Below are 24,749 nucleotides of genomic sequence, written 5' to 3'. Positions count from 1 at the left end.
CGCCCCGCCCCCGCCTCGTCTCTCCGTCCGATCCGTCCCGCACCCCCGCGGTGCGCCGACGCACAGACCACGAGAGAGAGCGACCCCCCATGCGCCGAACCATCCTCAGTGCCGTGGCCCTGGCCTGCACCGCCCTCCTGGCGGGCACCGCGCCCGCGTTCGCCGACGACCCCACCCCGGTCCCCTCCGCCCCCGCCGAGAGCGCCCCGAGCACCGGCGCCGAACCGACCGAGGCGACCGAGGCGAGCCCCGTGCCGTCCGTCAGCGTCCCGGCGGAGGAGCCCACCCGGGCACCCGCGACCGGCGACGGCCAGGTCTCCGTCGTGCCCGAGGGCGCGGCCGACACCGGGGTGGCGGAGTCCGCGGACCCGGCGGGGAACGGCACCGGGCTGGTCGGCGCGGGCGCCGGCGGGGTGCTCGTCGCGGGCGGCGCGGTCCTCCTCGTCGTACGCCGTCGACGGGCGGCGGCGACCGGCGCATGATCCCGCGCCCCGGTCGCGTGCTCGCCACCGCCGCACTGGCCGCGCTGCTCGCCGGCTGCGGCGGCGGCCAGGGGGACGGCGACGCCGCTCCCGCCCCCTCGGCGACCGCGACGAGAACGGCGCCGCCCGCGCACGCACCGGCGAAGTCGGTGCGGCCCCTGGCGCGTTCGGTTCCGGTGGGGCTGCGCATCCCCGCCATCGGGGTCGACACCCCGGTGACGGACCTGGGGCTGGCGTCGGACGGCACGGTGGAGGTCCCGGCCGTCACGGACGACGACCGCGCCGGCTGGTACCGGCACTCGCCGACGCCGGGCCAGGCGGGTCCGTCGGTCCTCCTGGGCCACGTCACGGTGGGCCGGTACGGCGACGGGGTCTTCCGGCACCTGGCGCGGCTGCACCGCGGCGACCGGATCGAGGCCCGGCTGGAGAACGGCACGGAGGCGGACTTCGCGGTCACGGCCGTACGGACGGTGGCCAAGGCCGACTTCCCCACGGACGACGTCTACGGGGACGTGGCGGGACCGGAGTTGCGGCTCATCACCTGCGGCGGCCCGCGCGACGGCGACGAGTACCGGGACAACGTGATCGTCTTCGCCGAACTGAGTGGCACCAAGGGCGCGTAGCGCCCGTACGCACCGCATACCCTCACGACCATGGAGAGCGTTGAAACGGTCCCGTGACAGGGCGGCGTCCGAGCTGTTCGCCGCCCTGTATCCGCGCCTCGCCGGCTGGTGCCGCCGACTCGTCGACGACGACGAGACGGCCCACGAGATCGCCTCGGAGGCGTTCACCCGGCTCTGGGCCCGCTGGACGTCCGTGGAGGAGCCGCGCGGTTTCCTCTACGTCACCGCCGCCAACCTGGTCCGGGACCACTGGCGCAAACTGGAGCGCGAGCGCCGGGCGGTGCGCCGGGTCACCGCGGAGGTCGCGGTGCGTCCGCACCCGGAACAGGCCGACCCGTCGGTGCGGCTGCTCGTACAGTCCCTGCCGGAGCGGCTGCGGGTGCCGATCCTGCTGCACTACTACGCCGACATGCCGATCCGGGAGGTGTCCGCGCTGACCGGACGCAAGGAAGGGACCGTCAAGGCCGACCTGCACGCGGCCCGCGAACTGCTCCGCGTCCACCTGAGGAGAAGCCTTGACCACACGCCTTGAGGAGGGCCCGGACGGCTCTGACGACCGGGACGACCGGGACGCGCCGGGGTTCGCGCGGGAGGACGACGATCCGCTGCTGGTCGTACTGCGTCCGGACGCGGAGTTCCTGGGCCCGCCCCCGGGCCGCTACGAGGCGACCCGGCGGGCGGCCTCCCGGCGGCGCCTGCTGCGGGCCGCCGCCGGGGCGGCCGCGACCGCCGCCGCCGCGGCCCTGATCGCGCTGCCGCTGCACTGGGCGGCCCCCGCACCGCCCGCGAGCCCGGCGCCACCGCTGGCCCCGGCCCCCGCCGGCCCCACGCCGCAGTCCTCACCGAGCCCGGCCCCGCCCCGCGACTCGACCCGCTCGCCCGGTCCGGACCCCGCCCTGCCGACCGAGGGGGCCCCGACGACCGCCGCCACCCCGTCGCCCTCCGCGCCGCCCGGCTCCGTACCCTCGGCCTCCGCGCCGTCGGTCGAGCCGAGCGACCCGCCCGGCCGGCGGGCCCCGTCGGGCGCGCCCGGCACCGTGGCGCCCACGCCCTCGGTCCCCGGCGCCGCGGAGCAGGACGGCACGGCCGCCGAGGCGGACCGGGCTGCTAGAACGGGGCGATGATCTATCACGTGGTGCCGCTCGCCGAGTGGAACGCCGACCCCGCCCGGCCGTACGCGCCCGCCTCCCTCACCACGGACGGCTTCGTCCACTGCTCGCCCGACGAGGCGACGACGCTCGCCGTCGTGAACGCGTTCTACCGCGACGCGCCCCGGCCCCTGGTGGCGCTGCTCCTCGACGAGGACCGGCTCACCGCGAGGTGTGTGCGGGAGGCGCCGGAACCGGTCCCGCCGCCCGGCGTCGCCGCGGGCACCCTGTTCCCGCACGTGTTCGGCCCCCTCGACCGCGAGGCCGTCCAGCGCGTGCTGGAGGTCCGCTGGGACGACGGGGGCCGGGCCACGGGACTGTGCTGACCTCGTGAGGCCGGTGCCGGTCTCAGAGGTCCTGGGGCGTGGCGGGGGCGCCGCCGAGCAGCGCGGACGCCGTCTCGACCGGACTGGCGGCGGGCGCCGCCGGCGCGGGCTCGGCGCCCGGGGCGGGGTGGCAGGTGAAGCCGAGACGGGCCATCGCCCGGGTCACCTCGCCGGCGGAGAAGTCGCGGCGGTCCTGCCGGGTGACGACCTCGCCCACCTGCTTGACGGGGTAGCGGCGGCGGCCGATCGTCACGGACTCACCGGTGACGGCCTCGGGCGTGACGCCCTTCATCGAGTCCAGCACCCCGCCCTTGGTGAGGTCGAACGGGTACCGGGCGATGACACAGCGCATGATGCCTCCACAAGGGGGATGGAGCGGATGGGGTCAGGCCGCCGAGCCGGTCGAGCCACCGGTGGACTGGCGGCGCGGCCGGCGGCGCGGGGCTTCGCCGGCGGGCCGGCCCTGGGCGGTGCGCCCCTGGCCGGTGCGGGGCTGTGCGGCGCCGGAGCGGGACTGTCCGGTGCCGGTGCGGTTCGACGCGCCGGTCCCCTGCCCGCCGCCGCGTCCCGAGGAACGGCCGCGGCGGCCGCGGGACGCGGAGCCCGAGCCGGAGGCGGCCCGGCGGGGACGCTCCACCACCGGCACCGCGATGACGACGGGGACCCCGGAGGGGGCCTGCGCACCGGTGATGCGGGCCAGATCGGCCTCGCCCGAGCGGACCGGGGTGACCTGCGGGGTGATACCGGCCAGCGACATCAGGCGGGTCATCTCGCGCCGCTGGTCCGGCGTCACCAGCGTGACGACGCTGCCGGACTCGCCGGCGCGGGCCGTACGTCCGCCCCGGTGCAGGTAGTCCTTGTGGTCGCCGGGCGGGTCGACGTTGACGACCAGGTCGAGGTTGTCGACGTGGATGCCGCGGGCCGCGACGTTGGTCGCCACCAGCGCCGTCACCTGCCCGTCCTTGAACTGGGCGAGCGTCCGGGTGCGCTGCGGCTGGGACTTGCCGCCGTGCAGGCCGGCGGCGCGCACGCCGCTCTTCAGCAGCTGCTTCACCAGCCGGTCCACCCGGTGCTTGGTGTCCAGGAACATGATGACCCGGCCGTCGCGCGCGGCGATCTCGACGGTCGCGCGCTGCTTGTCCTCGTCCTGCACGTGCAGCACGTGGTGCTCCATCGTGGTGACGGCACCGGCCGACGGGTCGACGGAGTGCACCACCGGGTCGGTCAGGTAGCGGCGGACCAGCTTGTCGACGTTGCGGTCCAGGGTGGCCGAGAACAGCATCCGCTGCCCGTCCGGCTGCACCTGGTCGAGCAGGGCGGTGACCTGCGGCATGAAGCCCATGTCGGTCATCTGGTCGGCCTCGTCCAGGACCGTGATGGTGACGTCGCCGAGGGCGCAGTCGCCGCGGTCGATGAGGTCCTTGAGCCGCCCGGGTGTGGCGACGACGACCTCCGCGCCGGAGCGCAGCGCCCCGGCCTGCCGGCCGATGGACATGCCGCCGACCACGGTGGCCGACCGGAGACCCACGGCGCGGGCGTACGGGGTGAGCGCGTCGGTGACCTGCTGGGCCAGCTCACGGGTGGGGACGAGGACCAGGGCGAGCGGACGCCGCGGCTCGGCACGCCGGCCGGCCGTGCGCGCCAGCAGGGCCAGACCGAAGGCGAGCGTCTTGCCCGAGCCGGTGCGGCCGCGGCCGAGCACGTCCCGTCCGGCCAGGGAGTTCGGCAGGGTCGCCGCCTGGATCGGGAACGGCTCGGTCACGCCCTGGTCGCCGAGCGCGGCCAGCATGCGGGCCGGCAGGTCGAGTTCGGCGAAGGTCTCGACGGCGGGCAGCGCCGGCGTGATGGTCTTGGGGAGGGCGAACTCGCCGCCCTGCGGTGCGGCGGCCGGGCGGCGGCCGGAGTTCTGGGGGCGGCCGGCCGAACGGGAGCGGCGGGGGCCGTCACCGGAGCGTCGGCGGTCGTTCGCGCGTGCGCGGTTCATGGGGGACCTTCCTCGATACGGCACGTATCAAGGGAGACCCGCAGCGGACGAGCGGCGCAGGGAATCGCAAGAACGAGCCGGTCCGGTCGATTTCGGCGCGTCGGGCCGAGGACCGGAAGAATTGGTGAAAGCGGGCGGCGCGGGGAACGCGCCGTAAGTGAATGCGCCCGGAAACGCGGCGAGCTGGGGCCCGCACCCAAGGTGCGGGCCCCAGCTGCCGAGTGTGCGAGAGCGTCAGGCCGGGGTGATGTTCTCGGCCGTCGGGCCCTTCTGGCCCTGCGCGATGTCGAAGGTCACCTTCTGGCCCTCGAGCAGCTCACGGAAGCCCTGCGCGTTGATGTTCGAGTAGTGGGCGAAGACGTCGGGACCGCCGCCGTCCTGCTCGATGAAGCCGAAGCCCTTTTCGGCGTTGAACCACTTCACGGTGCCGGAAGCCATGTTTTCTCCTTCGGTACGGTGCTCGGAGTCCACCCTGTGTGCACTCCGGTCGCCGTGATGATCACCCCGTCGGAAAAAACCTTCAGGCAACCACAACTGCAACTTCTCTCGACAGTAGCACGCCGTGATCGGGCGGGTGCCGGCGCAAATCCCGGCCCGGAGGGCAGCCCGGGAATATTCCCCGGACGACGGCCGATTTCTCCGGCCGGCCCGCCGGACATCGGCGGTGCGGGGGTGCCGGCGCCCCCGCATCGAGACGAAGGACACGTCGTACGTGCGTGCGGAACGGTTCGGCGTTCGTCGGCGTCGTCCCCTTCCAGGGCGCGGCGGCCGTGCCCGGGAGAGGGGCGGCGCGGTGGAGACGGACGGGTACGCCGGGTGGACACGTCGGTTCGAGGAGGAGCGCGAGCGCAGAGGGGCGCAGGGCGACCCGGACTGGGCGCGGGGCGCCGTGCTGCACCGGGCGGTGTGGGCGGGCGTCCAGCGCTTCCAGGTCGGTGAGGACGGTGACGGCGCGAACCTGGTCGCCAAGGCCGAGGAGGCGGGTGACGCCGACTACGCGCGGGCGGTGCGGCTCTTCGTCGCCGAGGAGCAGAACCACGCCCGGCTCCTCGCCCTGCTGCTGGCCGCGGGCGGGCGGCCGACGCTGAGCGGCCACTGGAGCGACACGGTGTTCGTGCGGCTGCGGCGGCTGCTGGGCCTGCGCACGGAACTGCTGGTGCTGATGATCGCCGAGGTCGTGGCGCTGCGTTACTACCGGGCCCTCCGGGACGGCACCGACGACGCGCTGACCTCGGAGGTGGCCGGCCGGATCCTGGCCGACGAGCAACGCCACGTTCCGTTCCACTGCGCGCGGCTGCACGACTCGCTGGCCGAACTCCCCGCCGCGGCCCGCCGCCCCGTGATGGCGCTGTGGCGGCTGCTCCTCCTGGCGGCCACCCTCGTCGTCGCCGCCGACCACGGCGCGGGGCTGCGCCGGCTCGGGGTGGGACGGCGCCGTTTCACGACCGACGTCATGGCCTCCTCCGCCGAAGTGACCGACGCCGTCCTCACCCCGCGGCCGGGCGCGCGGACCGACGCCGGCGGGGAGTGAGCGCCGGACGCCGGGAACGGGAATGGGGCGGAACAACCCGGGGGACCTCTGCGGGAGCGCGCTGCTATTCTCCAGCGGATCTTCGCGCGAGGCGACGTACCGGTTGAGGGGGGTCCCATCCGGTCGCCCCGCGCATCCGGCCGCGTGCGTCCGACGTTCGCCGCGGCCTTCTCCTGGGGAGGGACCGTACGTTGCACCGTTCTCGTGTTTCCCGGCTGCGTCTGACCGTGGCGATCGCCGCCGTGCTCGCCACCGTGTCGGCCGGCGGCCAGGCCGTGGCCGCGCCGGCCACCGCGCCCTTGTCCACGCCCTCGTCCGCGTCCGCTGCGACGGCCGCCTCCGCGACGGCGGTCCAAGACGTCCGGCAGGCGGCGGTGCCGTATCCGGCCGGCCGGAGCCAGTTGGCGGGCGTCGGCTCGACCGGGTTCCTGACCTGGGGCGAGGGCGGTGCCGCGGACGTTCTCTGGACCAGCTTCGCCGACGGTTCGACCACCGACCCGATGGAGGGCCGGTCCGCCTGGGTCGCCCTGGGCGCCGAGGCGTCGGACGCGGTGGTGCTCCTCCTGTCCGACGGCCGCGTCGAACTGCGCGACATGCGGACGAAGAAGTCCGTGACGGTCGTGGACCCGGACGACTTCGGCCCCTCGGGACAGTCCGCCGGTGCGGTCGGCACCACCCTCTTCGTCAGCACCGCGAACGACGCCGGAGGCGAGGACGTCCACCTCGTCGACAGGGTGGACGGCGCACCGGCCGCGCGCACGGTGACCGGTCTGCCGCGCGACGCGGACAACCCGCACGTCGTCGCGGGCACTCCCGACCGCGCCGTACTGACCTACAAGACGGCGGGCACCTGGCAGTGGGCGCTGGTCGACCTGGCCGACGGCGCCGTCGTGCGGCGTCACACCACGGCTTCCGCCCCCGCCTCGGTCACCCTCTCCGAGACGCACGTGGCCTGGGCCGAGACGGACGCCCAGGGCGGGAGCCACGTGGTCGTCGCCCCGCGCGGCACCGGCACCGACCGGCGCTTCGCGATCGGGCAGGCGTCCGGCGACGTGCTGGTCGGCCTCGTGGGCGACTGGGTGACGTACGGCGTGAGCAGCGAACTGACGGCCCAGGACCCGAACCCCCTGTACGCCCTGACGGCACGTCACCTCACCACCGGCGCCACCCGCAAGCTCCTCGACCACACGCGGCAGACGGCCACGGCACCCGACGGCACCCTCTACGTCAGCGGCGGCACGGCGGCGGGCGGCGAGGGCCTGTACCGGATCGCCCCCGGCGCCGACGGGACGCCGGTCGCCACCCGCGTGGCGAGCAGCGGCGAGGCGACGAAGGTGACGCTGCTCGGGGACGACATCCCCGACGTGGTCGACCTCGACCGGAACAAGGGCCGGTTCCGCCTGGAGTGGCGCCTGTCCCGGGTCAACGTGGCGATGGACATCACGCTGCGCAACACCCGTACCGGGGAGGTGAAGCGGGCCGACGTGTACCCCCTGTCGACCGGGTACGGCGACCCGCACCGCGTCCACCTCGACTGGTTCGGCGACGTGGAGTGGAACAGCACCCGCGGCATGTACTCCGCCGCCGGAGCCGGCCCGTACACCTGGCGCATCGAGGCCAGGCCGCTCAACGGCATCGGCCCGGAGCTGGTCTCCTCGGGCACCTTCACGGTCGCCCGCGACCCCGGCCTGCACGACTACGACGGCGACGGCTCCCCCGACGTCCTCGCGCGGGACACCGGCGGCCGGCTGTGGCTCAACGACACCTTCGGCTCCCGGGAGCAGCACACCTACTCCTACTTCCAGAACCCGGAGCAGCTCGTCGGCGGCGGCTGGAACGCCTACGACCGGATCGAGGGCGCCGGCAACCTCGGCGGCGCCCCGGTGAGCGACCTGGTGGCCAGGGACCGTTCCGGCGTGCTGTGGCTGTACCTCGGCAAGGGCGACGCCGAGTCCCCGTTCACCTCCCGCAGCAGGATCGGCGGGGGCTGGAACGTCTACCGTCAGATCACCGGCGGCAGCGACCTGAACGGCGACGGCCGGGCCGACCTCGTCGCCACCGACACCTCCGGCGCCCTGTGGCTGTACAAGGGCACCGGGAACTGGCGGGCGCCCTTCGCCAAGCGCGTGAAGATCGGTACGGGCGGCTGGGGCGCGTACGACCGGATCACGGCGACCGGCGACATCGCCGGGGCCCCGGCCGGTGACCTGGTGGCCCGCGACCGCTCCGGCGTGCTGTGGCTCTACCTCGGCTACGGCGACGGCCGTTTCGCGCCCCGCACCCGGATCGGCGGCGGCTGGAACACCTACGAGCACCTGGTGGGCATCGGCGACGCCGACCACGACGGCCGGGCCGACCTGTACGCGACCGACGTGCGGCCGCAGAACCAGGACCCCTACCTGTACAAGAGCACGGGCGCCTGGCGGACGCCGTTCGCGGGACGCGCCGAGGTCGCCCGGACCTTCATGGAGCGCCGGGACTACAACCTCTTCGCCTGACCCGGCCGGCCGACGAGGCGCACGCGGAGCCTTTCCGAGGCCCCGCGTGCGCGGTCGCTGCTGCTTGCCGACGGTCCTACTTGCTGACCGCGAAGCGCATCAGGGCGTGCTCGTCGCCCTGCTTGATCTTGCCCGTCTCGTTGACGACCTCCAGCTTCCAGGTGCCGCCGGCCCGCACCGCCTTGGCCACGGCGCAGCCGTTGTCCTGGCTGAGCAGGCTGGGCCAGATGTCGGCGACCTGCTCCGCGCTGCCCCCGGTCGCGTCGTAGACCTTGAAGCTGATGTTGCGCGCCTTCTGGAAGGAGCTGCCCTTCTTGTAGGCGGCGGCGACGAACACGATCGACGTGATGACGCTCGGAAGGCGGGCGAACTCGACGGTCACCGTCTCGTCGTCACCGTCCCCGTGGCCGGTCTGGTTGTCACCGCTGTGGAGCAGCGACCCGTTGCCCATGGGGTCGAGCGAGTCGAGTCCGGCGAGGCGCACCGGGTCCCCGCCCTGGAGCGCGACGGCGATCAGGTCGAGGTCGGTGCCGGTCTTGCGCCGCAGCTTGCCGAGCACTCCGCCGCTGCTGCCGGCGGTGGGGTCCCAGGAGACGCCGATGGACAGGTGCGTGACTCCGTCCAGGTCCGCGGGACCGCCTTCCTTGGTGAGCGTGATCATGTGTGGGTCATCCTCCGTGGGTCGTGCGTGTGCCCCAGAGTCTGCCTGGCGCCCGGGCGTTCCGGCAGGGCGGGGCGGCCCGTCAGTTTTCGAGAAGCACCGCGGGCCCGGCCGCCCCTACCTTCGAGGACATGAACTCCATCGACGCAGTCACCCTCGAGGTGGCCGACCCCGAGGCCGCCGCCCGTTTCTACTCCGACGCCTTCGGACTCGACGAGTCGCGGGTGCGGGTCCGCGCCTCCGACAGCCCCACGAGCGGTTTCCGCGGCTTCACTCTGTCGCTCGTGGTGGCCCAGCCCGGCAACGTCGACGCGCTGTTCACCGCCGCCGTCGACGCCGGCGCCACCGTCCTCAAGCCCGCCGCGAAGTCGCTGTGGGGCTACGGCGGCGTCGTCCAGGCACCGGACGGCACGGTCTGGCAGATCGCGACCTCGGCGAAGAAGGACACCGTCCCGGTCGGCCGCGACGTGGAGGAGGTCGTGCTCCTCCTCGGTGTCGAGGACGTCAAGGCCACCAAGCGGTTCTACGTCGAGCAGGGCCTCACCGTGGGCAAGAGCTTCGGCGGCAAGTACGTCGAGTTCGCCACCGGCCAGGGCACCGTCAAGCTCTCCCTCTACAAGCGCCGCGCCCTCGCCAAGGTCGCGGGCGTGTCCGCCGAGGGCACCGGCTCCCACCGTCTCGTCCTCTCCGGCGGCACCCGTCCCTTCGCCGACCCGGACGGCTTCGCCTGGCAGCCGGAGCCCAGCCACTGATGGGCTAGTTTCCTGTGCATGTCTTCACGGGAAACTCCGCGAATACCCGGGCGCCGGGCGCGGGCGAGACTCTGGGCCGTGGCGGGTGTGGCGACCCTCGCGTTCCTCGTCGCGCTGGAGATCGCCGCGCGCCGCTACGGCCTGCCGGGGCCGATGACCAACCAGGCCAGGGAGCTGGTGTTCGCCCCCGCCTCGGGGCCCCTGCTCTACGCCGGCCTGGCGCTCACGATGGTGGTCCTGAGCCGGCGGGAGCGGCTCGTCGCGGCGGCCGTCGCGGTCGGCATCGACCTCGTCGTCGCGTTGGTGCGGTGGGCGGCGGACGCCCCCGCGTCCGGCACCCACACCTTCGGCAACGGCGCGCTGTGGACGGTCCTCGGCTGCGGGGTGCTCGCCGTGACACGGCGCACCGGCCCGGAGCGGATCCTCCTGCTGAAGGGCGTCGGGCTGGGCCTGCTCCTTGTGGCCGGCCGCAAGACGGGCGACGCCTGGCTGCTGATCACGTCCAAGACCCGTCCCGACGTCCTCGACCCGTACGTGGCGACCGCCGACCACGCGCTGGGGAACCCGTCCTGGCTGATGGGGCGGGCCGTCGAGGCCACCGGCCCGGTCGGTGAGCACCTGCTGGACTGGGTCTACGCCCAACTCGCGGTGGCCGCGGCCGTCGTCGCCCTGTACCAGCTGCGCAAGGTGGCCGCCGAGCGCCGGTTCCCGCGCCACCACCTGGTCCGCACCTTCCTGCTGATAGGTCTGCTCGGACCGGGCATCTACATGATCTTCCCGGTGGTCGGGCCGGTCTTCGCCTACGGCACCGGGGCCTTCGGCACCGGCGGCGAGGAGTGGGCGATCGCCAACCTGTGGCCGCACACGCTGCCGCCGGTCGGCACGCCGCAACCGTTCACGTACGACGGGGTCACGCCCCGCAACTGCATGCCCAGCCTGCACACGGCCTGGGCCGTCGTGATCTTCATCCACTCCCGGAAGGGGCCGCGCGTCCTGCGCTGGGCCGGGACGTTCTGGCTGGTCGCCACGCTCACCGCCACGCTGGGATTCGGCTACCACTACGCCATCGACCTCGTCGCCGGAGTGGTGTTCGCGGTCACGGTCGAGGCGGGGCTGCGCGCGCTGGACCGCGGCTGGGACCGGTCGGGGAGCCTGCTGGTCGCGCACGGGGCGCTGGTGTTCACCGCGATCCTGACGTCGACGCGCTACCTGGCGCCGGAGATGGCCCGGCACCCGTGGATCTTCGGACCGCTCCTGCTGCTGTCGATGGCCTCGGTGATCCACGGCTACGTCCGGACCACGAAGGGGTGGGAACCGGTGACCCCGGTCGCACCGCAGCGTCCGGAGCCGCGACTCGAGGCGGCCTGAGGCGGCCCGGGGCGGCCCGGGAACGCCGCGGGGCGGGGGCCGGGGACGACCCCGGAGCGCAAGTCTGCTGAATTGCGAAAGTTGGCAAGTAGTTGGATGCTGGGGTCCGGGTCCGCAGGAAGCCGCGGACCGGGTTCTGCTGTGGAGACGCGATGAGCACCCTGCTCCAGCCCCTGCCCCACCGGCACGTGCTCACCCTGCCGACGGCGCCCGCGGCGGTCCGGGTGGCCCGGGAGACCGCCGAGCAGGCCCTCGCCGAGTGGGGCGTGAACCCCGGGCACCCCTCGGTGGCACCCGCCCTGCTGATCCTCAGCGAGCTGGTCACCAACAGCGTCCGCCACGCCTCCCCGCCCAGTGAGCAGGTCACCGTCACGTACGCGGCCGGTGCCGACTGCCTGGCGTTCGCCGTGCACGACCGGCACCCCTGCCGTCCCCGGCTGCACGGCGCGGGCACCGGTGGCCGCCGGACCGGGGGCCTGGCGACCGTCATGGAGCTCGTCGGCGCCCTGGGCGGCACCGCCGTGGTCCGGGGCGACGAGGACGGCCGGGGCAAGAGCATCTGGATCACCCTCCCGCTGTGAGGCGCGGACCGCATGAGGCGCGGACCGCATGAGGCGTGGACCCCTGTGAAACCGGCCGCCCTCACGAGGAGCCGTAGCCCGTCAGGGACGGGGTGCGCAGGGCGATGACGGCCTTGTCGTCGTGGCCGTTGCCGGGCCGGTGGGTGACCAGGGCGCGGCACAGGTCGTCGGGCGCGAGCCCGATCAGCCGGGAGGCGGTCACGGCCAGGGCGTCCAGGCCCCGGTCGAGCGGCTGGCCGGGGACCTCCACGAGACCGTCGGTGAACAGGATGACGGTGCTGTCCACCGGCAGCGGCCGGCAGTGGTCGGGCCGCGGCAGTTCGGGCGCCACCCCGAGCGGGAGCCCGGGCTCCACGTCCAGGTACTCCACCCGGCCGTCGGGCAGCAGCACGAGCGGCGGCGGGTGTCCCGCGCTGGACCACCGCAGCTGCCACGTGCCGTCCGCGGGCTCCAGCCGCGCGAGCAGCGCCGTCGCGACGGGGGCCTCGTCCAGGGCGGCGCCCATGATCCGGTCGAGCCGGGCGAGGGACGTGCTGGGCGGCGCGCTCGGGTCGTAGTACAGGGCGCGCAGCATGTTGCGGATCTGCGACATGTCCGCCGCGGCCCGCAGGTCGTGCCCCACGACGTCACCGATCACCGCCGCGCAGGCCCCGCCGGGCAGCAGCATCGCGTCGTACCAGTCGCCGCCCACGGCCGCGGGCGCGCTCGCCGGGCGGTAGGCCGCGCCCGCGGTGAAGGGCCGCAGGTCGGGCAGGCGGGGCAGCAGCAGGCGCTGGAACTGCTCGCTGCTGTGCTGGACCTGCTGGTAGAGGCGGGCGTTCTCGATCGCCACGCCCGCCGTGCCGGCCAGCGCGCGGATCACGCCCTCGTCGTGCCGGTCGAAGGGCTGCCCGTCCCGGCGTTCGGAGAGGTAGAGGTTGCCGTAGATCCGGCCGCGCACACTGATCGCCACCCCGAGCAGGCTGCGCATCGGCGGGTGTCCGGGCGGGAAGCCCGCCGACTCCGGGTGGCGCGAGATGTCCTTGACCCGCAGCGGCTCGGGGTGGTGGATCAGATGCCCGAGCAGGCCCCTGCCCCGCGGCAGCTCCACCCCGTCCAGACCGGCCAGCTCCGTCGAGGTGAGCCCCAGCGGGATGAACTCCTCCAGATACCTGCCCTCCGGGTCGAGGACGCCCATGGCCCCGTAGCGGGCGCCCACCAGGTCCATGGCGGTGCGCACGATGCGGCGCAGCACCGCGGGCAGCTCCAGCTCGCCGGTGATGTTCACCACCGCCTGGAGCAGCTCCTGCAAGGTCCGCTGGGCGCGGGCGAGGGCGTGCAGCTGCTCGCCGATCCGGTTCAGGTCGGAGCTGAGCGGCAGGTCGAGGAGCGAGGCGTACGGCTCGTCGGGGCCGTTGGCGGGGCTGTTGGCGGGGGCCTTGGCGGGGCCGCCCGAGGGGCCGTCCGCAGGGCCCTCGCCGTCCGCGGAGCCCTCGCCGGCCGGGGCCGGATCGTCCGGTGGGCGCCGCCAGTCCTCCGCCATCGCGCCTGCCTCGTTTCCCGCCGTGCGGATCGTCCTACGCCCACCCTGGCCCGCCGGGCGGGGACGTGCCGCCCGGCCACAGCCGGTCGGAGTACTCCGGCGCCGCCCGGACGGGGCCCGGGTGCGTCCCGGCGGATTCGGCCTGACGGGTGGCTCGCGCGAGGATGGGCGGCATGCTGATGAGGACGGGACGGACGCGACGCGCCCTGGGCGGGTCGACCGGCGCGCGCCGCCGGGGTGGGAGAAGGGCGAGGGCACGATGAGCACGCCGCTGTACCAGTTGAAGGCGGAGTTCTTCAAGACGCTCGGCCATCCGGCGCGCATCCGCGTCCTGGAACTGCTGAGCGAGCGCGAGCACGCGGTGGCGGAGATGCTGCCCGAGGTGGGGATCGAACCGGCCCACCTGTCCCAGCAGCTCGCGGTGTTGCGCCGGTCGAACCTGGTGGTCTCCCGCAAGGAGGGGTCGACCGTGTACTACTCCCTGACCAGCCCGCAGGTCGCCGAGTTGCTCAGGGTCGCGCGCGGCATCCTCTCCGGCGTGCTCGCGGGGCAGGCCGAACTGCTCGCGGACCTCCGGGCCGGGCAGCCCGGGCCGGGCCGGCCACCGGAGTAGCGCCGCGGCGCCGCGCCGGTCACTTGTGGGCGTGCTCGCCCACGTAGAAGAGCAGCCAGATGAAGCCGGCGAGGACGTGCGTGCCGAAGATGTAGAAGCCCGCCCGGAGGGCGACACCCCGCTCGAAACGGCGCTCGGAGCTGTCGCGGTCGCCGCGTCCCGCCCTGCCGGGGGATGCGGCCGTACGGTCCTGCCGGCTCACCGGCATCCCGGTCACCTCTCGTCCGTGGAAGAAGTAGGAAGCAAAGCGGTCAACGACTTGCGCAATTGCGCAAGTCTTCTCCACCGTACCGCCTGCACGCCGCTCCGCGGCCGGGCCAGTACCTTGCACCCATGCCTGATCTGAGCCCTTCCTCCCCCGCCGAGGCCTACGCGGCCCTGTTGCAGGGCAACGCCCGCTTCGTGAGCGGTGACCGCCTGCACCCCAACCAGGACGCCGACCGCCGCTCGGAGCTGGCCCCGCGCCAGCATCCGTTCGCGGTGCTCTTCGGTTGCTCGGACTCGCGGCTGGCGGCCGAGATCATCTTCGACCGGGGGCTGGGCGACCTGTTCGTGGTGCGGACGGCCGGCCACGTGGCGGGTGCGGAGGCGCTGGGCAGCGTCGAGTACGGCGTGAAGGTGCTGGGCGCACCGCTCGTGGTGGTGCTGGGGCACGACTCCTGCGGCGCGGTCACCGCGGCGGCCGAGGCCGTGCAGGACGGTAAGGCGCCGGCCGGCTACATCGGGGACGTGGTGGAACGGGTGATCCCGAGCGTGCTCGCGGCACGCGCCGCGGGCGGCACCGGGATCGACCGGTTCGTGGACGAGCACATCCGCCGGAGCGTGGACGGCCTGGTGGGGCGCTCGGCGCTGCTGGCGGACGAGGTGGCCGCCGGCCGGTGCGCGGTCGTCGGCCTGTCCTACCGCCTGGCCGGGGGAACGGTGAAGCGCGTGGCGGCCCACGGCCTGCCGGAGTAGCCGGCCGGCTCCTGGAGGCACCGGACGCCGGCTGCGGCGACGGTCGTCGTCAGAGAGGTGTCAAGGGCGAGCGCGCCGCCGTATGGAAGCCGTCAACGGCGGACGAACCGGGTCGGAAGAGGGCTCTCATCGTCCTGTCAGCTTCTCTCTTCCGCACCTCACTAGGAGCTCGCGATGGCCGACGTGGCCTTCGTCGTCACCACGCTCGCGGTGTTCGCGCTCGTGGCCCTCGTCGCCAAGGGGGTGACGAAGCTGTGACCGCGGAGAACGTCGTCGGCCTGATCGTGGCCGTCGCCCTGCTCGGTTACCTCGTCCTCGCCCTGATCCGCCCGGAGAGGTTCTGAGCACCGTATGAGCCCCGTCCTCTCCGGCGTGCTCCAGCTGCTCGCGCTCGTCGCGGCGCTGGCCCTCGCCCACATACCCCTCGGCAACCACATGGCCCGGGTCTACTCCTCCGGCACGCACTGGCGCGTGGAGAAGTGGGTCTACAAGGGCATCGGTGCCGACCCGGACACGGAGATGCGCTGGCCCGCCTACCTGCGCGGCGTCCTCGCCTTCTCCCTCGCCGGGGTCCTCTTCCTCTACCTGCTCCAGCGGCTCCAGGGCGTCCTGCCCGGCTCGCTCGGCTTCGCCTCCATCGACCCGGACCAGGCGTTCAACACCGCCGCGTCCTTCGTCGCCAACACCAACTGGCAGTCGTACTACGGCGAGCAGGCCATGGGCCACGTCGTGCAGACCGCCGGTCTGGCCGTGCAGAACTTCGTCTCGGCGGCCGTCGGCATCGCCGTCGCCGTCGCCCTCGTGCGCGGCTTCGCGCGGTCCCGCACCGGTGAACTGGGCAACTTCTGGGCCGACCTGGTCCGCGGGGTCGTCCGCGTCCTGGTGCCGATCGCCGCGGTCGGTGCGGTGATCCTGGTGGGCTGCGGGGTCCTCCAGAACTTCTCGGGCATCCACGAGGTCGGCCAGTTCCTGGGCGGCACCCAAGAGTGGAACGGGGGCGCGGTCGCCTCGCAGGAGGTGATCAAGGAGCTGGGCACCAACGGCGGCGGCTACTTCAACGCCAACTCCGCCCACCCCTTCGAGAACCCGACGCCGTTCACCAACCTGTTCGAGATCTTCCTGATCCTGCTGATCCCGGTCTCCCTGACCCGCACCTTCGGCGTCATGACCGGCTCGGTGCGCCAGGGCTACGCGATCCTCGGCACGATGGCCGCCATCTGGCTCTCCTTCGTCGCCCTGATGATGTGGACCGAGTTCGCCCACCACGGTCCCGCGTTGCAGGCGGCCGGCGGCGCGACGGAGGGCAAGGAGCTGCGTTTCGGGATCGGCGGCTCGTCGCTCTTCGCGGTGACCACGACCCTGACCTCGACCGGCGCGGTGGACTCCTTCCACTCCTCCTACACCGGCCTCGGCGGCGGCATCACCCTGCTCGGCATGATGCTGGGCGAGATCGCGCCCGGCGGGGTCGGGTCCGGGCTCTACGGCATGCTGGTCATGGCGGTCGTCGCGGTGTTCATCGCGGGGCTCATGGTCGGGCGCACCCCGGAGTACCTGGGCAAGAAGATCGGCACCCGCGAGATCAAGTTCGCCGCCTGCTACATCCTGATCACCCCGGCCCTGGTCCTGGTGTTCACGGCCGCCGCGACGGCCCTGCCCACGCCGGGCGACTCGATGACCAACAGCGGGGCGCACGGCTTCTCCGAGATCCTGTACGCCTACACCTCCGCCTCGAACAACAACGGCTCGGCCTTCGCGGGCCTGAACGCCGACACCCAGTGGTTCAACACCACCCTCGGCCTCGCCATGCTGCTGGGCCGCTTCCTGCCGATGGTGTTCGTCCTGGCCCTCGCCGGCTCGCTGGCCCGGCAGCAGCCGGTACCGGCCACCGCGGGGACGCTGCGCACCGAGAAGCCGCTCTTCGCCGGCCTGCTGGCCGGCGCCGTCCTGATCATCACCGGTCTGACCTACTTCCCGGCCCTCGCCCTGGGCCCGCTCGCCGAGGGGCTGGCATGACCACTCACACGCGGAAACAAGAGGACGCCATGTCCACCGTCACCACCCCGGACCGGGCGCCGCACGACGACGCACCCTCCGGGCACCAGCCCGGTCAGGGCCGCGTCGGCGCGGGTCTCTTCGACCCGAAGCAGCTGGTCAGGTCGCTGCCCGACGCGTTCCGCAAGCTCGACCCGCGGGTGATGGTGAAGTCGCCCGTCATGTTCGTCGTCCTCGTCGGCTCCGTGCTGACCACCGCCTTCTCCTTCACCGACCCCGGCGACCGGTTCGGCTGGACGATCAGCGCCTGGCTCTGGCTGACCGTGCTCTTCGCCAACCTGGCGGAGGCGGTCGCCGAGGGGCGCGGCAAGGCGCAGGCCGACACCCTGCGCAAGGCCAAGACCGACACCGTCGCCCACCGCGCAGACGGCACCACGGTGCCCGGCACCGCGCTCACGGTCGGCGACCTCGTCGTCTGCGAGGCCGGGGACGTCGTCCCCGGCGACGGCGACGTCGTCGAGGGCGTCGCCTCGGTCGACGAGTCGGCGATCACCGGGGAGTCGGCGCCCGTCATCCGCGAGTCCGGCGGCGACCGGTCCGCGGTCACCGGCGGGACCAGGGTGCTCTCCGACCGCATCGTCGTCAGGATCACCACGAAGCCGGGCGAGACCTTCATCGACCGGATGATCAACCTGGTCGAGGGAGCGGCCCGGCAGAAGACGCCCAACGAGATCGCGCTGAACATCCTGCTGGCCTCGCTGACCGTCGTCTTCCTGCTGGCCTGCGCCACCCTCCCGCCGTTCGCCGACTACGCGGGCACCCACCTGGACCTGGTCGTGCTGGTGGCGCTGCTGGTCTGCCTCATCCCGACCACGATCGGCGCCCTGCTCTCCGCGATCGGCATCGCGGGGATGGACCGCCTGGTGCAGCGCAACGTGCTGGCGATGTCGGGCCGTGCCGTCGAGGCCGCCGGCGACGTCTCCACGCTGCTCCTCGACAAGACCGGCACGATCACGCTGGGCAACCGGCAGGCGGCCGCGTTCGTGCCGGTGGGCGGTGTGACGGCGGCCGAGGTCGCCGACGCCGCCCAGCTCTCCTCGCTCGCCGACGAGACCCCCGAGGGCCGCTCGATCGTCGTCCTCGCCAAGGAGGAGTACGGCCTGCGCGAGCGGCAGCGGGGCGAGCTGGCCGGTGCCGAGTGGATCGGGTTCACCGCCCAGACTCGCATGTCCGGCGTGGACGCCGACGGCCGCAAGGTCCGCAAGGGCGCGGCGGGCTCCGTCGTCGCCTGGGTCCGGGAGCGCGGCGGCTCGGTGCCCGAGGACGCGGACACGGCGGTCGAGCGCATCTCCGCGGCGGGCGGCACACCGCTGCTCGTCGCCGTCGAGGACCGGCGCGGCGCCCGCGTCCTCGGCGTCGTCCACCTCAAGGACGTCGTCAAGCAGGGCATGCGCGAGCGGTTCGACGAGCTGCGCCGCATGGGCATCAGGACCGTCATGATCACGGGCGACAACCCGCTGACGGCCAGGGCGATCGCCGACGAGGCGGGCGTCGACGACTACCTCGCGGAGGCCACGCCCGAGGACAAGATGGCCCTCATCAAGCGCGAGCAGGCCGGCGGCAGACTGGTCGCGATGACCGGCGACGGCACCAACGACGCCCCCGCGCTGGCCCAGGCGGACGTCGGCGTGGCGATGAACACCGGCACGTCGGCCGCCAAGGAGGCCGGCAACATGGTCGACCTCGACTCCAACCCCACCAAGCTCATCGAGATCGTCGAGATCGGCAAGCAGCTCCTGATCACCCGCGGCGCCCTGACGACGTTCTCCGTCGCCAACGACGTCGCCAAGTACTTCGCGATCATCCCGGCGCTCTTCGCGGCCGTTTACCCGGGCCTGGACAAGCTCAACATCATGGGGCTGTCCTCCCCGGACTCCGCGATCCTGTCCGCGGTGATCTTCAACGCGCTGATCATCGTCGTCCTGGTCCCGCTCGCCCTGAAGGGCGTGCGCTACCGGCCGACGAGCGCCGACCGGATGCTGCGCCGCAACCTCGCCGTGTACGGACTGGGCGGTCTCGTCGCCCCGTTCATCGGCATCAAGCTCATCGACCTGATCGTCTCGCTCGTCCCCGGGATCGGCTGACCGACATGAACACTTCCCTCACCAACGCCGCCCGGCTGTTCGCGGCGGGCCTGCGCGCCCTGCTCGTCCTGACCGTGGTCACCGGCATCGTGTATCCGCTCGCCGTCACCGGCGTCGCCCAGGGGCTGTTCCCCGGGAAGGCGAACGGCTCCGAGATCGAGGCGGACGGAAAGGTCGTCGGCTCCTCCCTCATCGGCCAGTCCTACAACCTGCCGCTGAAGGACGGCCAGGAGACCTCGAAGCCGGACCTGAAATGGTTCCAGGGCCGCCCGGCCAACGGCCTCGGTACCAACAGCGTGAACACCCAGTACGAGCTGATCCTGTCCGGCGCCACCAACCGCTCCGCCGACAACCCGGAACTCCTCCGGTGGGTGAAGGACGCCAAGGCCGCCGTCGTCAAGGACAACTCCGTGCCCGGCCACCCCGTCGACCCGTCCGACGTGCCCGCCGACGCCGTCACCTCCTCCGGCTCCGGCCTGGACCCGGACATCTCCCCCGAGTACGCCGGCCTCCAGGTGCGCCGGGTCGCCGAGCGCAACGGTCTGCCCGTCGCGCGGATACGGACGCTCGTCGACGAGCACACCACCCCGCGCACCCTCGGCTTCATCGGCGAGCCGCGGGTGAACGTCCTGGAACTGAACGTCGCGCTCGGGGAACTGGTGGCGCGGGCGGCCGGGCACTGAGGCGCGGTTACAATCCGGGCCATGGCCCTGACCGCGAGCGACGTGGAACGGTTCGAGGCCTCCAGGCACCGCCTGGAGGCCATCGCCTACCGCCTGCTCGGCTCGGCGAGCGAGGCGGAGGACGCCGTGCAGGAGACGTTCCTGCGCTGGCAGGCGGCCGACGTCGAGCGGGTCGAGGTCCCCGAGGCCTGGCTGACCAAGGTCCTCACCAACCTGTGCCTCAACCAGCTCACCTCGGCCCGCGCCCGGCGGGAGACCTACGTGGGCCAGTGGCTGCCCGAACCGCTGCTCGCCGGCGACCCCATGCTCGGCCCGGCGGAGACGGCCGAGCAGCGCGAGTCGGTCTCCCTCGCGGTCCTCACCCTGCTGGAGCGGCTCTCACCGGGCGAGCGGGCCGTGTACGTCCTGCGCGAGGCGTTCGGATACGCGCACCGGGAGATCGCCGCGATCCTCGACATCACGGAGGACGCCAGCCAGCAGACACTGCACCGGGCCAGGAAGCACGTCGCGCGGGGCCGGGCCCGTACGCAGGTCGACGAGGCCGCTGCCCGGCGGATCGTCGAGGAGTTCCTCACGGCGGCCACCAGCGGCCGGACCGAACCCCTCGTGCGGCTGCTCACCCAGGACGCCGTGTCGATCGGCGACGGCGGCGGAAAGGTCCCGGCCCGCGCCAAGGCGTTCGAGGGCGCCCGCGCCGTGGCGACGTTCCTGCGGGGCCTGTTCAAGCCCGGCAAGGCCAAGCGGGCGCTGACCGGCGGCCCCGCCGAGATCCACGCGACCACCGCCAACGGCGACCCCGCCGTCGTGGCCGTCGTGCACGGCCGGGTCATCGGGATCATGTGCCTGGAGGTCACCCCCGAGGGGCTCGCGGGCTTCCGCAACCAGGTCAATCCCGACAAGCTCGAACGCGCCACCCGCCGGTGGGCGGCCACCGACCACGGGGAACCCCTGGTCCGCGCCTTCTGACCGGACTGTGGCGCGCGTCACTCCCCGCCCCTGTCAGGAATCGGCGAGCTGCCCGGTTCAAGGGGCGAGTCCCGCTGGAGAGCCTCAGCGGCCGCAGACAAGGGAGTACGTCATGCAGCACCCCACGCAGCACCGCATCGTCGTCCTGGGCGCCGGATACGCCGGAGCCGTCGCCGCCGGCCGTCTCGCCAGGCGGCTGCGCCCCCAGGACGCGGCCATCACCCTCGTCAACGCCGAGCCCCACTTCGTCGAACGGGTCAGGATGCACCAGCTCGCGACCGGCCAGGACCTCAGGGCCCGGCCGCTGGACGAGATGTTCGCGAAGACCGGGGTCGAGGTGAGGATCGCGCAGGTCACCGGCGTGGACACCGACCGCAGGACCGTCTCCGTCACGGACCCGGACGGCACGGGCGAGCTGGCGTACGACACCCTCGTCTACGCCCTCGGCAGTGCCTGGAACCCGCAGGACGTCCCCGGCGCCGCGGAGCACGCCCACGAGATCGCCGGGCGTCCCGGAGCGCTCCGGCTGCGCGAACGGCTGGCGGGGCTGGCGGCCGGCCGCACCGTGGTCGTCGTCGGCGGCGGGCTCACCGGCCTGGAGGCCGCGACCGAGATCGCCGAGGCCCGCCCGGACCTCGACGTGACGCTCACCGCCCGCGGCGAACTCGGCGACTGGCTCTCCCCCAAGGGCCGCCGCCACCTGCGGAAGGTCTTCCACACCCTGGGCATCACGGCCCGCGAGAACGCCGCCGTCACGGCCGTGGCCGCCGACCACGTCGTCACCGCCGACGGCACGTCCGTCCCGGCCGACGTGACGGTGTGGACCACCGGCTTCGCCGTCCACCCCCTGGCGAGGGCCACCACGCTGGAGGTCACCGACACCGGCCGGATCGTGGTCGACGCGACCATGCGCTCGGTCTCCCACCCGGACGTCTACGCCGTCGGCGACGCGGCCCTGGCGGCGGGCCCCGGCGGCAAGCCGCTGCGGATGTCGTGCGCCTCGGGCGTGCCCACCGCCTGGCAGGCCGCCGACGCCGTCGCGGCCCGCCTGACCGGCGCGAAGCTGCCGAAGGTGACGCCGCGCTACTTCAACCAGTGCATCTCGCTGGGCCGCAGCCAGGGCCTGATCCAGTACGTCACCGCCGACGACCGCGCGGTGGGCGCGGCCCTGACCGGCCGGCTCGCCGCCCGCTACAAGGAACTCGTCTGCAAGTCCGCGGCCTGGGGCGTCGCCAACCCCACCCTCGGCGTCCCGACCCGCCGCCGCCCCGTCGCCCCCCGGACGCCTGAGCCGGCCCCGACGGTCTGAGCGGCCGCCGCGCTCAGCGCACCGGGAACCCGAAGTCGTACCCCTGCTCCTTCAGCCAGGGCAGGACCTGCCGCAGGGCCTCGACGGTCTGGGTGCGGTCGCCGCCGGCGTCGTGGAAGAGGATCGTCGGCCCGTTGGGCAGCTCCCGCTGGACGGTGGCGACGATGGCGTCCGTACCCGGCCGCTCGAAGTCCTTGGTGTCCACGTTCCAGCCCAGCGGGCGCATGCCCCGCGAGGCGGCGAGCTTGCGGCTGTAGGGGGTGAACGCCCCGCCGGGCGCCCGGTAGTACACCGGCCGCACACCGCCGGACGCCTCGGTGATCATGCGCTCGGCGTCGAGGATCTCCTTGGACTGGTACGCCTCGGACTTCTTGTCCATGGCGGTGTCGTGCGACACCGAGTGGTCGCAGAGCCGGTGCCCGGCCGCGACGACGTCCTTCACGAGGTCCGGGTGCGCCTGGGCCTGGAGGCCCGTCATGCAGAAGGTGGCCTTCACGCCGTGTTCCTTCAGCAGCTCGAGCACCTGGGGCGTCCAGTTGGGGTCGGGGCCGTCGTCGATGGTGATGTTCACGCCGCGCGGCCCCGCGTCCGAGGCGTGCGCGATGCTGATGTCGACGGGCCTGGCGCCGCCGCCCGGCGTGGCCGACGCGGACGCCCGCGGCGTCGCGCCGCCGCCGACGGAGTCGGCCTGCGCGGTCCACACCGAGGCGCCGACGGCGAGCATCGTCACACCGAGCGCCGCCCCGACCACCTTGCCGTACCAGCCCCGCCCACCACCGTGCCGCGCCATGTCCGCCGCCCCGCCTTCGCGTAGTCCCTCGCCGCCCCCGCTCACGCCGGGGACCACATGACAGGACGGATGAAAACGACCGGAGGATCCGTTCGTTACGGATCACGGACAATTCCGGGGGAGTTCCCGGACAACCCGACGCGGCGTCAGGCCCCGGAAGGCGTGGTCCCGGAGGGCGTGGCCCCGGCGGACGCCCCGGCGGCGTCCAGCGCGTGCAGGATGCGGGCCAGGTCGGCCGGGGCCGCCGCGAGGCGGACCGGCTCGCCCGCGTCGTCGAGCTCGGCGACGTGCCAGCCGCGGGGCACGCCGTCGCCGTCGCCGCCGCGCGGACGCCGTACGCCCTTGACGGTGAGCCGGTGCGCGGGGACGGGCCTCGCCGCGAACCGCCCCGGGCCGGGGTGGGGGACGACGGCGGGCGGGCCGTCGCCGAGCACGACATGGGTGCCGAAGTGGTTCGGGTTGTAGTCGGTGCTCTCCAGGAAGCGGGCGGCGAGGAACACGTCCTCGCCGGCGGCCTCCCCGGGCAGCGCCGCGGCCGGACGGGGCGTACGGATCCGGGTCGCGCGCCAGGCCGGGACGAGGAGGGCCAGCGTGCCGAGCGTCCCCGCACCCGCCCACGCGAGGGGCCCGGCAGAGGCCGGCAGCCCCATGGGGTGGAGGTAGCAGAGCGGGAGCAGCCATACGGCCGTGACGGCCAGAACGCCCAGGAACGGCAGCACCGACGGCAGCACCTCGTCGTCGGGAAGCCGGCGCCCGCGCCGGTGCACCAGCACCCGGGCACCCGGCCAGCCCGCGGCCAAAGCGAGCGCGGCCGCGACGACGGCCACCGATCCGGCACTGGTGAAGTTCTCCCGCCAGACGTGGTGTTCCCCCGCGACCACCCTCACCTGACCGCGCCACAGGGTGAGTTCGACGGGGTCACCGGCCCGGAAGGCCTGGGCGCCGTCCCGGGAGACCGTGATCCGGTCCAGCGGCCGGCCGTCGGCGAAGTACAGCCGGCTGGGCCGCTTCCCCCGGCCCACCTCGGTGCGCGCGACCACGGCGTCCAGGGTGGTCAGGCACTCACGGCGCTCGGCGGACGGCGTCCCGGCCGCACACGGTACGGCCGACGTCCACGCCTCCTTCGTCGCCCCGGTCACCGGCACGAACCACGCGGCCAGCCCCGCGCCCGCGAGCAGCAGCACGCACAGGAACACGGGCACGGCGATCCCGCGCCCGGCGACGCGCTTCGAGATGACGACGAGATGGTCCGACTCGGGCCGCCCGTGACGACGGTGCAGCGCCCGCAGCGCGTCCAGCGTCGCGTCGAAGTCCGGCCGGTCGTCCCGGGACCCGGACACCGGCAGGGGCAGCCGCCGCGTCCGCCCGTCGCGCAGCAGCACACCGACGCGGAAGTACTCCTCCCCGTGCCGCCCGTACTGGATGTGGACGCGCAGGTCGGCGATGTCGTCCCACGGCACGCTCCGGTGACGGCGCAGCAGCGAGCCGTACCGCACGCCGTACGCGTCGGCGGCCACCTCGAGGGTGACCCCGTGGAGGAACGCGACGCCCACCAGAGCGGCCAGCAGCCCGCCGCCCACCCACCAGTCCGCGAACGCACCCGAGTACACCAGGCGCCCCGCGGCCAGGACGGCCCCGGCCGCGCCCACCCCGACGCACACCCACAGAGGCCGCCTGCGCGGCGGCCGGACGCTCACTTCCTGGCCGACGGTCATGCGCGCATCGTGCCACCGGCCGCGGCATCCCCGCCTGTACGGCATCCGGCAGCGTTCCGGCCCGCCAGGCTGCCGGGGACCGGTGCGAGGGCGGACCGGCGCCG

Annotated in this window: 26 protein-coding genes; 17 read left to right on the top strand and 9 right to left on the bottom strand. The window is 73.8% G+C overall.

Annotation, left to right across the window (positions count from 1 at the left end; translation table 11 throughout):
- Window positions 1-89: 89 nt before the first annotated feature.
- From OHA99_RS18035 to OHA99_RS18025, 3 genes are read left to right on the top strand one after another with little or no spacing between them, the layout of a single operon-like run.
- The gene (locus tag OHA99_RS18035; protein WP_153178814.1) at window positions 90-482 is read left to right on the top strand and encodes a Tat pathway signal sequence domain protein; all 393 of its coding nucleotides are present in this window, start codon (window positions 90-92) and stop codon (window positions 480-482) included.
- Complete coding sequence (locus OHA99_RS18030; protein ID WP_153178813.1) at window positions 479-1,105, top strand: class F sortase; 627 nt, start codon at window positions 479-481, stop codon at window positions 1,103-1,105. The genes OHA99_RS18035 and OHA99_RS18030 overlap by 4 nt, the downstream gene beginning before the upstream one ends.
- Before the next feature lie 40 nt (window positions 1,106-1,145).
- Window positions 1,146-1,637: an RNA polymerase sigma factor gene (locus OHA99_RS18025; protein ID WP_153178812.1), complete on the top strand. Its 492-nt coding sequence runs from the start codon at window positions 1,146-1,148 to the stop codon at window positions 1,635-1,637.
- A 126-nt stretch (window positions 1,638-1,763) separates the two neighbouring features.
- Here the strand turns inward: OHA99_RS18025 and OHA99_RS18020 are convergent, their stop codons facing one another.
- The gene (locus tag OHA99_RS18020) at window positions 1,764-2,153 is read right to left on the bottom strand and encodes a hypothetical protein (protein ID WP_405696732.1); all 390 of its coding nucleotides are present in this window, start codon (window positions 2,151-2,153) and stop codon (window positions 1,764-1,766) included.
- A gap of 72 nt (window positions 2,154-2,225) precedes the next feature.
- Between OHA99_RS18020 and OHA99_RS18015 the strand changes: the two genes are divergently transcribed.
- Complete coding sequence (locus OHA99_RS18015) at window positions 2,226-2,579, top strand: DUF952 domain-containing protein (protein ID WP_087790175.1); 354 nt, start codon at window positions 2,226-2,228, stop codon at window positions 2,577-2,579.
- Between the two features lie 22 nt (window positions 2,580-2,601).
- Here OHA99_RS18015 and OHA99_RS18010 read toward each other — a convergent pair whose 3' ends face one another.
- From OHA99_RS18010 to OHA99_RS18000, 3 genes are all read right to left on the bottom strand, one after another.
- Window positions 2,602-2,931: an SCO5918 family protein gene (locus OHA99_RS18010; RefSeq protein WP_405696730.1), complete on the bottom strand. Its 330-nt coding sequence runs from the start codon at window positions 2,929-2,931 to the stop codon at window positions 2,602-2,604.
- Between the two features lie 33 nt (window positions 2,932-2,964).
- The gene (locus tag OHA99_RS18005) at window positions 2,965-4,563 is read right to left on the bottom strand and encodes a DEAD/DEAH box helicase (RefSeq protein WP_153178809.1); all 1,599 of its coding nucleotides are present in this window, start codon (window positions 4,561-4,563) and stop codon (window positions 2,965-2,967) included.
- Between the two features lie 234 nt (window positions 4,564-4,797).
- Window positions 4,798-5,001, bottom strand: a complete 204-nt coding sequence (locus OHA99_RS18000; protein WP_003975209.1) for a cold-shock protein — start codon at window positions 4,999-5,001, stop codon at window positions 4,798-4,800.
- A gap of 355 nt (window positions 5,002-5,356) precedes the next feature.
- On the opposite strand from OHA99_RS18000, the gene OHA99_RS17995 reads away from it, so the two are divergent.
- Together OHA99_RS17995 and OHA99_RS17990 are read left to right on the top strand one after the other, a co-directional pair.
- Window positions 5,357-6,094, top strand: a complete 738-nt coding sequence (locus OHA99_RS17995) for a ferritin-like domain-containing protein (protein WP_405696728.1) — start codon at window positions 5,357-5,359, stop codon at window positions 6,092-6,094.
- A 227-nt stretch (window positions 6,095-6,321) separates the two neighbouring features.
- Window positions 6,322-8,592 (top strand): FG-GAP repeat domain-containing protein, encoded by a 2,271-nt coding sequence (locus OHA99_RS17990; protein WP_405696726.1) that lies wholly within the window; start codon window positions 6,322-6,324, stop codon window positions 8,590-8,592.
- A 76-nt stretch (window positions 8,593-8,668) separates the two neighbouring features.
- Here the strand turns inward: OHA99_RS17990 and OHA99_RS17985 are convergent, their stop codons facing one another.
- Window positions 8,669-9,253, bottom strand: a complete 585-nt coding sequence (locus OHA99_RS17985; protein ID WP_153178806.1) for a TerD family protein — start codon at window positions 9,251-9,253, stop codon at window positions 8,669-8,671.
- Window positions 9,254-9,384: 131 nt separating this feature from the next.
- Between OHA99_RS17985 and OHA99_RS17980 the strand changes: the two genes are divergently transcribed.
- The 3 genes from OHA99_RS17980 (at window position 9,385) to OHA99_RS17970 (ending at window position 11,954) form a co-directional block, all read left to right on the top strand.
- Window positions 9,385-10,005 (top strand): VOC family protein, encoded by a 621-nt coding sequence (locus tag OHA99_RS17980; protein ID WP_153178805.1) that lies wholly within the window; start codon window positions 9,385-9,387, stop codon window positions 10,003-10,005.
- A gap of 78 nt (window positions 10,006-10,083) precedes the next feature.
- On the top strand, window positions 10,084-11,373 hold the full coding sequence (locus tag OHA99_RS17975) for a phosphatase PAP2 family protein (RefSeq protein WP_153178804.1): 1,290 nt from the start codon (window positions 10,084-10,086) through the stop codon (window positions 11,371-11,373).
- A gap of 152 nt (window positions 11,374-11,525) precedes the next feature.
- The gene (locus tag OHA99_RS17970; RefSeq protein WP_153178803.1) at window positions 11,526-11,954 is read left to right on the top strand and encodes an ATP-binding protein; all 429 of its coding nucleotides are present in this window, start codon (window positions 11,526-11,528) and stop codon (window positions 11,952-11,954) included.
- Window positions 11,955-12,015: 61 nt separating this feature from the next.
- Here the strand turns inward: OHA99_RS17970 and OHA99_RS17965 are convergent, their stop codons facing one another.
- Window positions 12,016-13,476 carry a GAF domain-containing SpoIIE family protein phosphatase gene (locus OHA99_RS17965; protein ID WP_405696723.1) on the bottom strand — a complete coding sequence of 487 codons (1,461 nt, stop codon included), beginning with the start codon at window positions 13,474-13,476 and terminating at the stop codon, window positions 12,016-12,018.
- Between the two features lie 259 nt (window positions 13,477-13,735).
- Between OHA99_RS17965 and OHA99_RS17960 the strand changes: the two genes are divergently transcribed.
- A complete protein-coding gene (locus tag OHA99_RS17960) occupies window positions 13,736-14,089 on the top strand; it encodes a metalloregulator ArsR/SmtB family transcription factor (protein WP_153178802.1) in 354 nt (117 codons plus the stop codon).
- A 19-nt stretch (window positions 14,090-14,108) separates the two neighbouring features.
- Here the strand turns inward: OHA99_RS17960 and OHA99_RS17955 are convergent, their stop codons facing one another.
- Window positions 14,109-14,297 (bottom strand): DUF6126 family protein, encoded by a 189-nt coding sequence (locus OHA99_RS17955; protein ID WP_153178801.1) that lies wholly within the window; start codon window positions 14,295-14,297, stop codon window positions 14,109-14,111.
- Window positions 14,298-14,422: 125 nt separating this feature from the next.
- Between OHA99_RS17955 and OHA99_RS17950 the strand changes: the two genes are divergently transcribed.
- The 7 genes from OHA99_RS17950 to OHA99_RS17920 all read left to right on the top strand — a co-directional run bounded on the left by OHA99_RS17950 (window position 14,423) and on the right by OHA99_RS17920 (window position 22,140).
- Window positions 14,423-15,046, top strand: coding sequence for a carbonic anhydrase (locus tag OHA99_RS17950; protein WP_153178800.1), 624 nt, complete (start codon window positions 14,423-14,425; stop codon window positions 15,044-15,046).
- A 254-nt stretch (window positions 15,047-15,300) separates the two neighbouring features.
- Entirely contained in the window at window positions 15,301-15,390 is a 90-nt protein-coding gene (kdpF, locus tag OHA99_RS17945; RefSeq protein WP_011029189.1) for a K(+)-transporting ATPase subunit F, read from the top strand.
- Window positions 15,391-15,397: 7 nt separating this feature from the next.
- On the top strand, window positions 15,398-17,059 hold the full coding sequence (gene kdpA, locus OHA99_RS17940; protein ID WP_153178799.1) for a potassium-transporting ATPase subunit KdpA: 1,662 nt from the start codon (window positions 15,398-15,400) through the stop codon (window positions 17,057-17,059).
- On the top strand, window positions 17,056-19,182 hold the full coding sequence (gene kdpB, locus OHA99_RS17935; RefSeq protein ID WP_405696719.1) for a potassium-transporting ATPase subunit KdpB: 2,127 nt from the start codon (window positions 17,056-17,058) through the stop codon (window positions 19,180-19,182). Before kdpA ends, kdpB begins: the two co-directional genes overlap by 4 nt.
- 5 nt (window positions 19,183-19,187) lie before the next feature.
- Complete coding sequence (locus OHA99_RS17930) at window positions 19,188-19,865, top strand: potassium-transporting ATPase subunit C (RefSeq protein ID WP_405696717.1); 678 nt, start codon at window positions 19,188-19,190, stop codon at window positions 19,863-19,865.
- A 21-nt stretch (window positions 19,866-19,886) separates the two neighbouring features.
- Complete coding sequence (gene sigJ, locus OHA99_RS17925) at window positions 19,887-20,831, top strand: RNA polymerase sigma factor SigJ (RefSeq protein ID WP_405696715.1); 945 nt, start codon at window positions 19,887-19,889, stop codon at window positions 20,829-20,831.
- Window positions 20,832-20,943: 112 nt separating this feature from the next.
- Window positions 20,944-22,140 carry an NAD(P)/FAD-dependent oxidoreductase gene (locus OHA99_RS17920; RefSeq protein WP_164383932.1) on the top strand — a complete coding sequence of 399 codons (1,197 nt, stop codon included), beginning with the start codon at window positions 20,944-20,946 and terminating at the stop codon, window positions 22,138-22,140.
- Between the two features lie 13 nt (window positions 22,141-22,153).
- Here OHA99_RS17920 and OHA99_RS17915 read toward each other — a convergent pair whose 3' ends face one another.
- Both OHA99_RS17915 and OHA99_RS17910 read right to left on the bottom strand, forming a co-directional pair.
- The gene (locus tag OHA99_RS17915; RefSeq protein WP_194279992.1) at window positions 22,154-22,930 is read right to left on the bottom strand and encodes a polysaccharide deacetylase family protein; all 777 of its coding nucleotides are present in this window, start codon (window positions 22,928-22,930) and stop codon (window positions 22,154-22,156) included.
- A gap of 146 nt (window positions 22,931-23,076) precedes the next feature.
- Window positions 23,077-24,645, bottom strand: a complete 1,569-nt coding sequence (locus OHA99_RS17910) for a PH domain-containing protein (RefSeq protein WP_381584427.1) — start codon at window positions 24,643-24,645, stop codon at window positions 23,077-23,079.
- Window positions 24,646-24,749 lie beyond the last annotated feature (104 nt).

This window comes from Streptomyces coelicoflavus, assembly GCF_045041415.1.
Lineage (GTDB): Bacteria > Actinomycetota > Actinomycetes > Streptomycetales > Streptomycetaceae > Streptomyces > Streptomyces coelicoflavus.
This window is presented reverse-complemented; position numbering and strand designations above follow the sequence as displayed.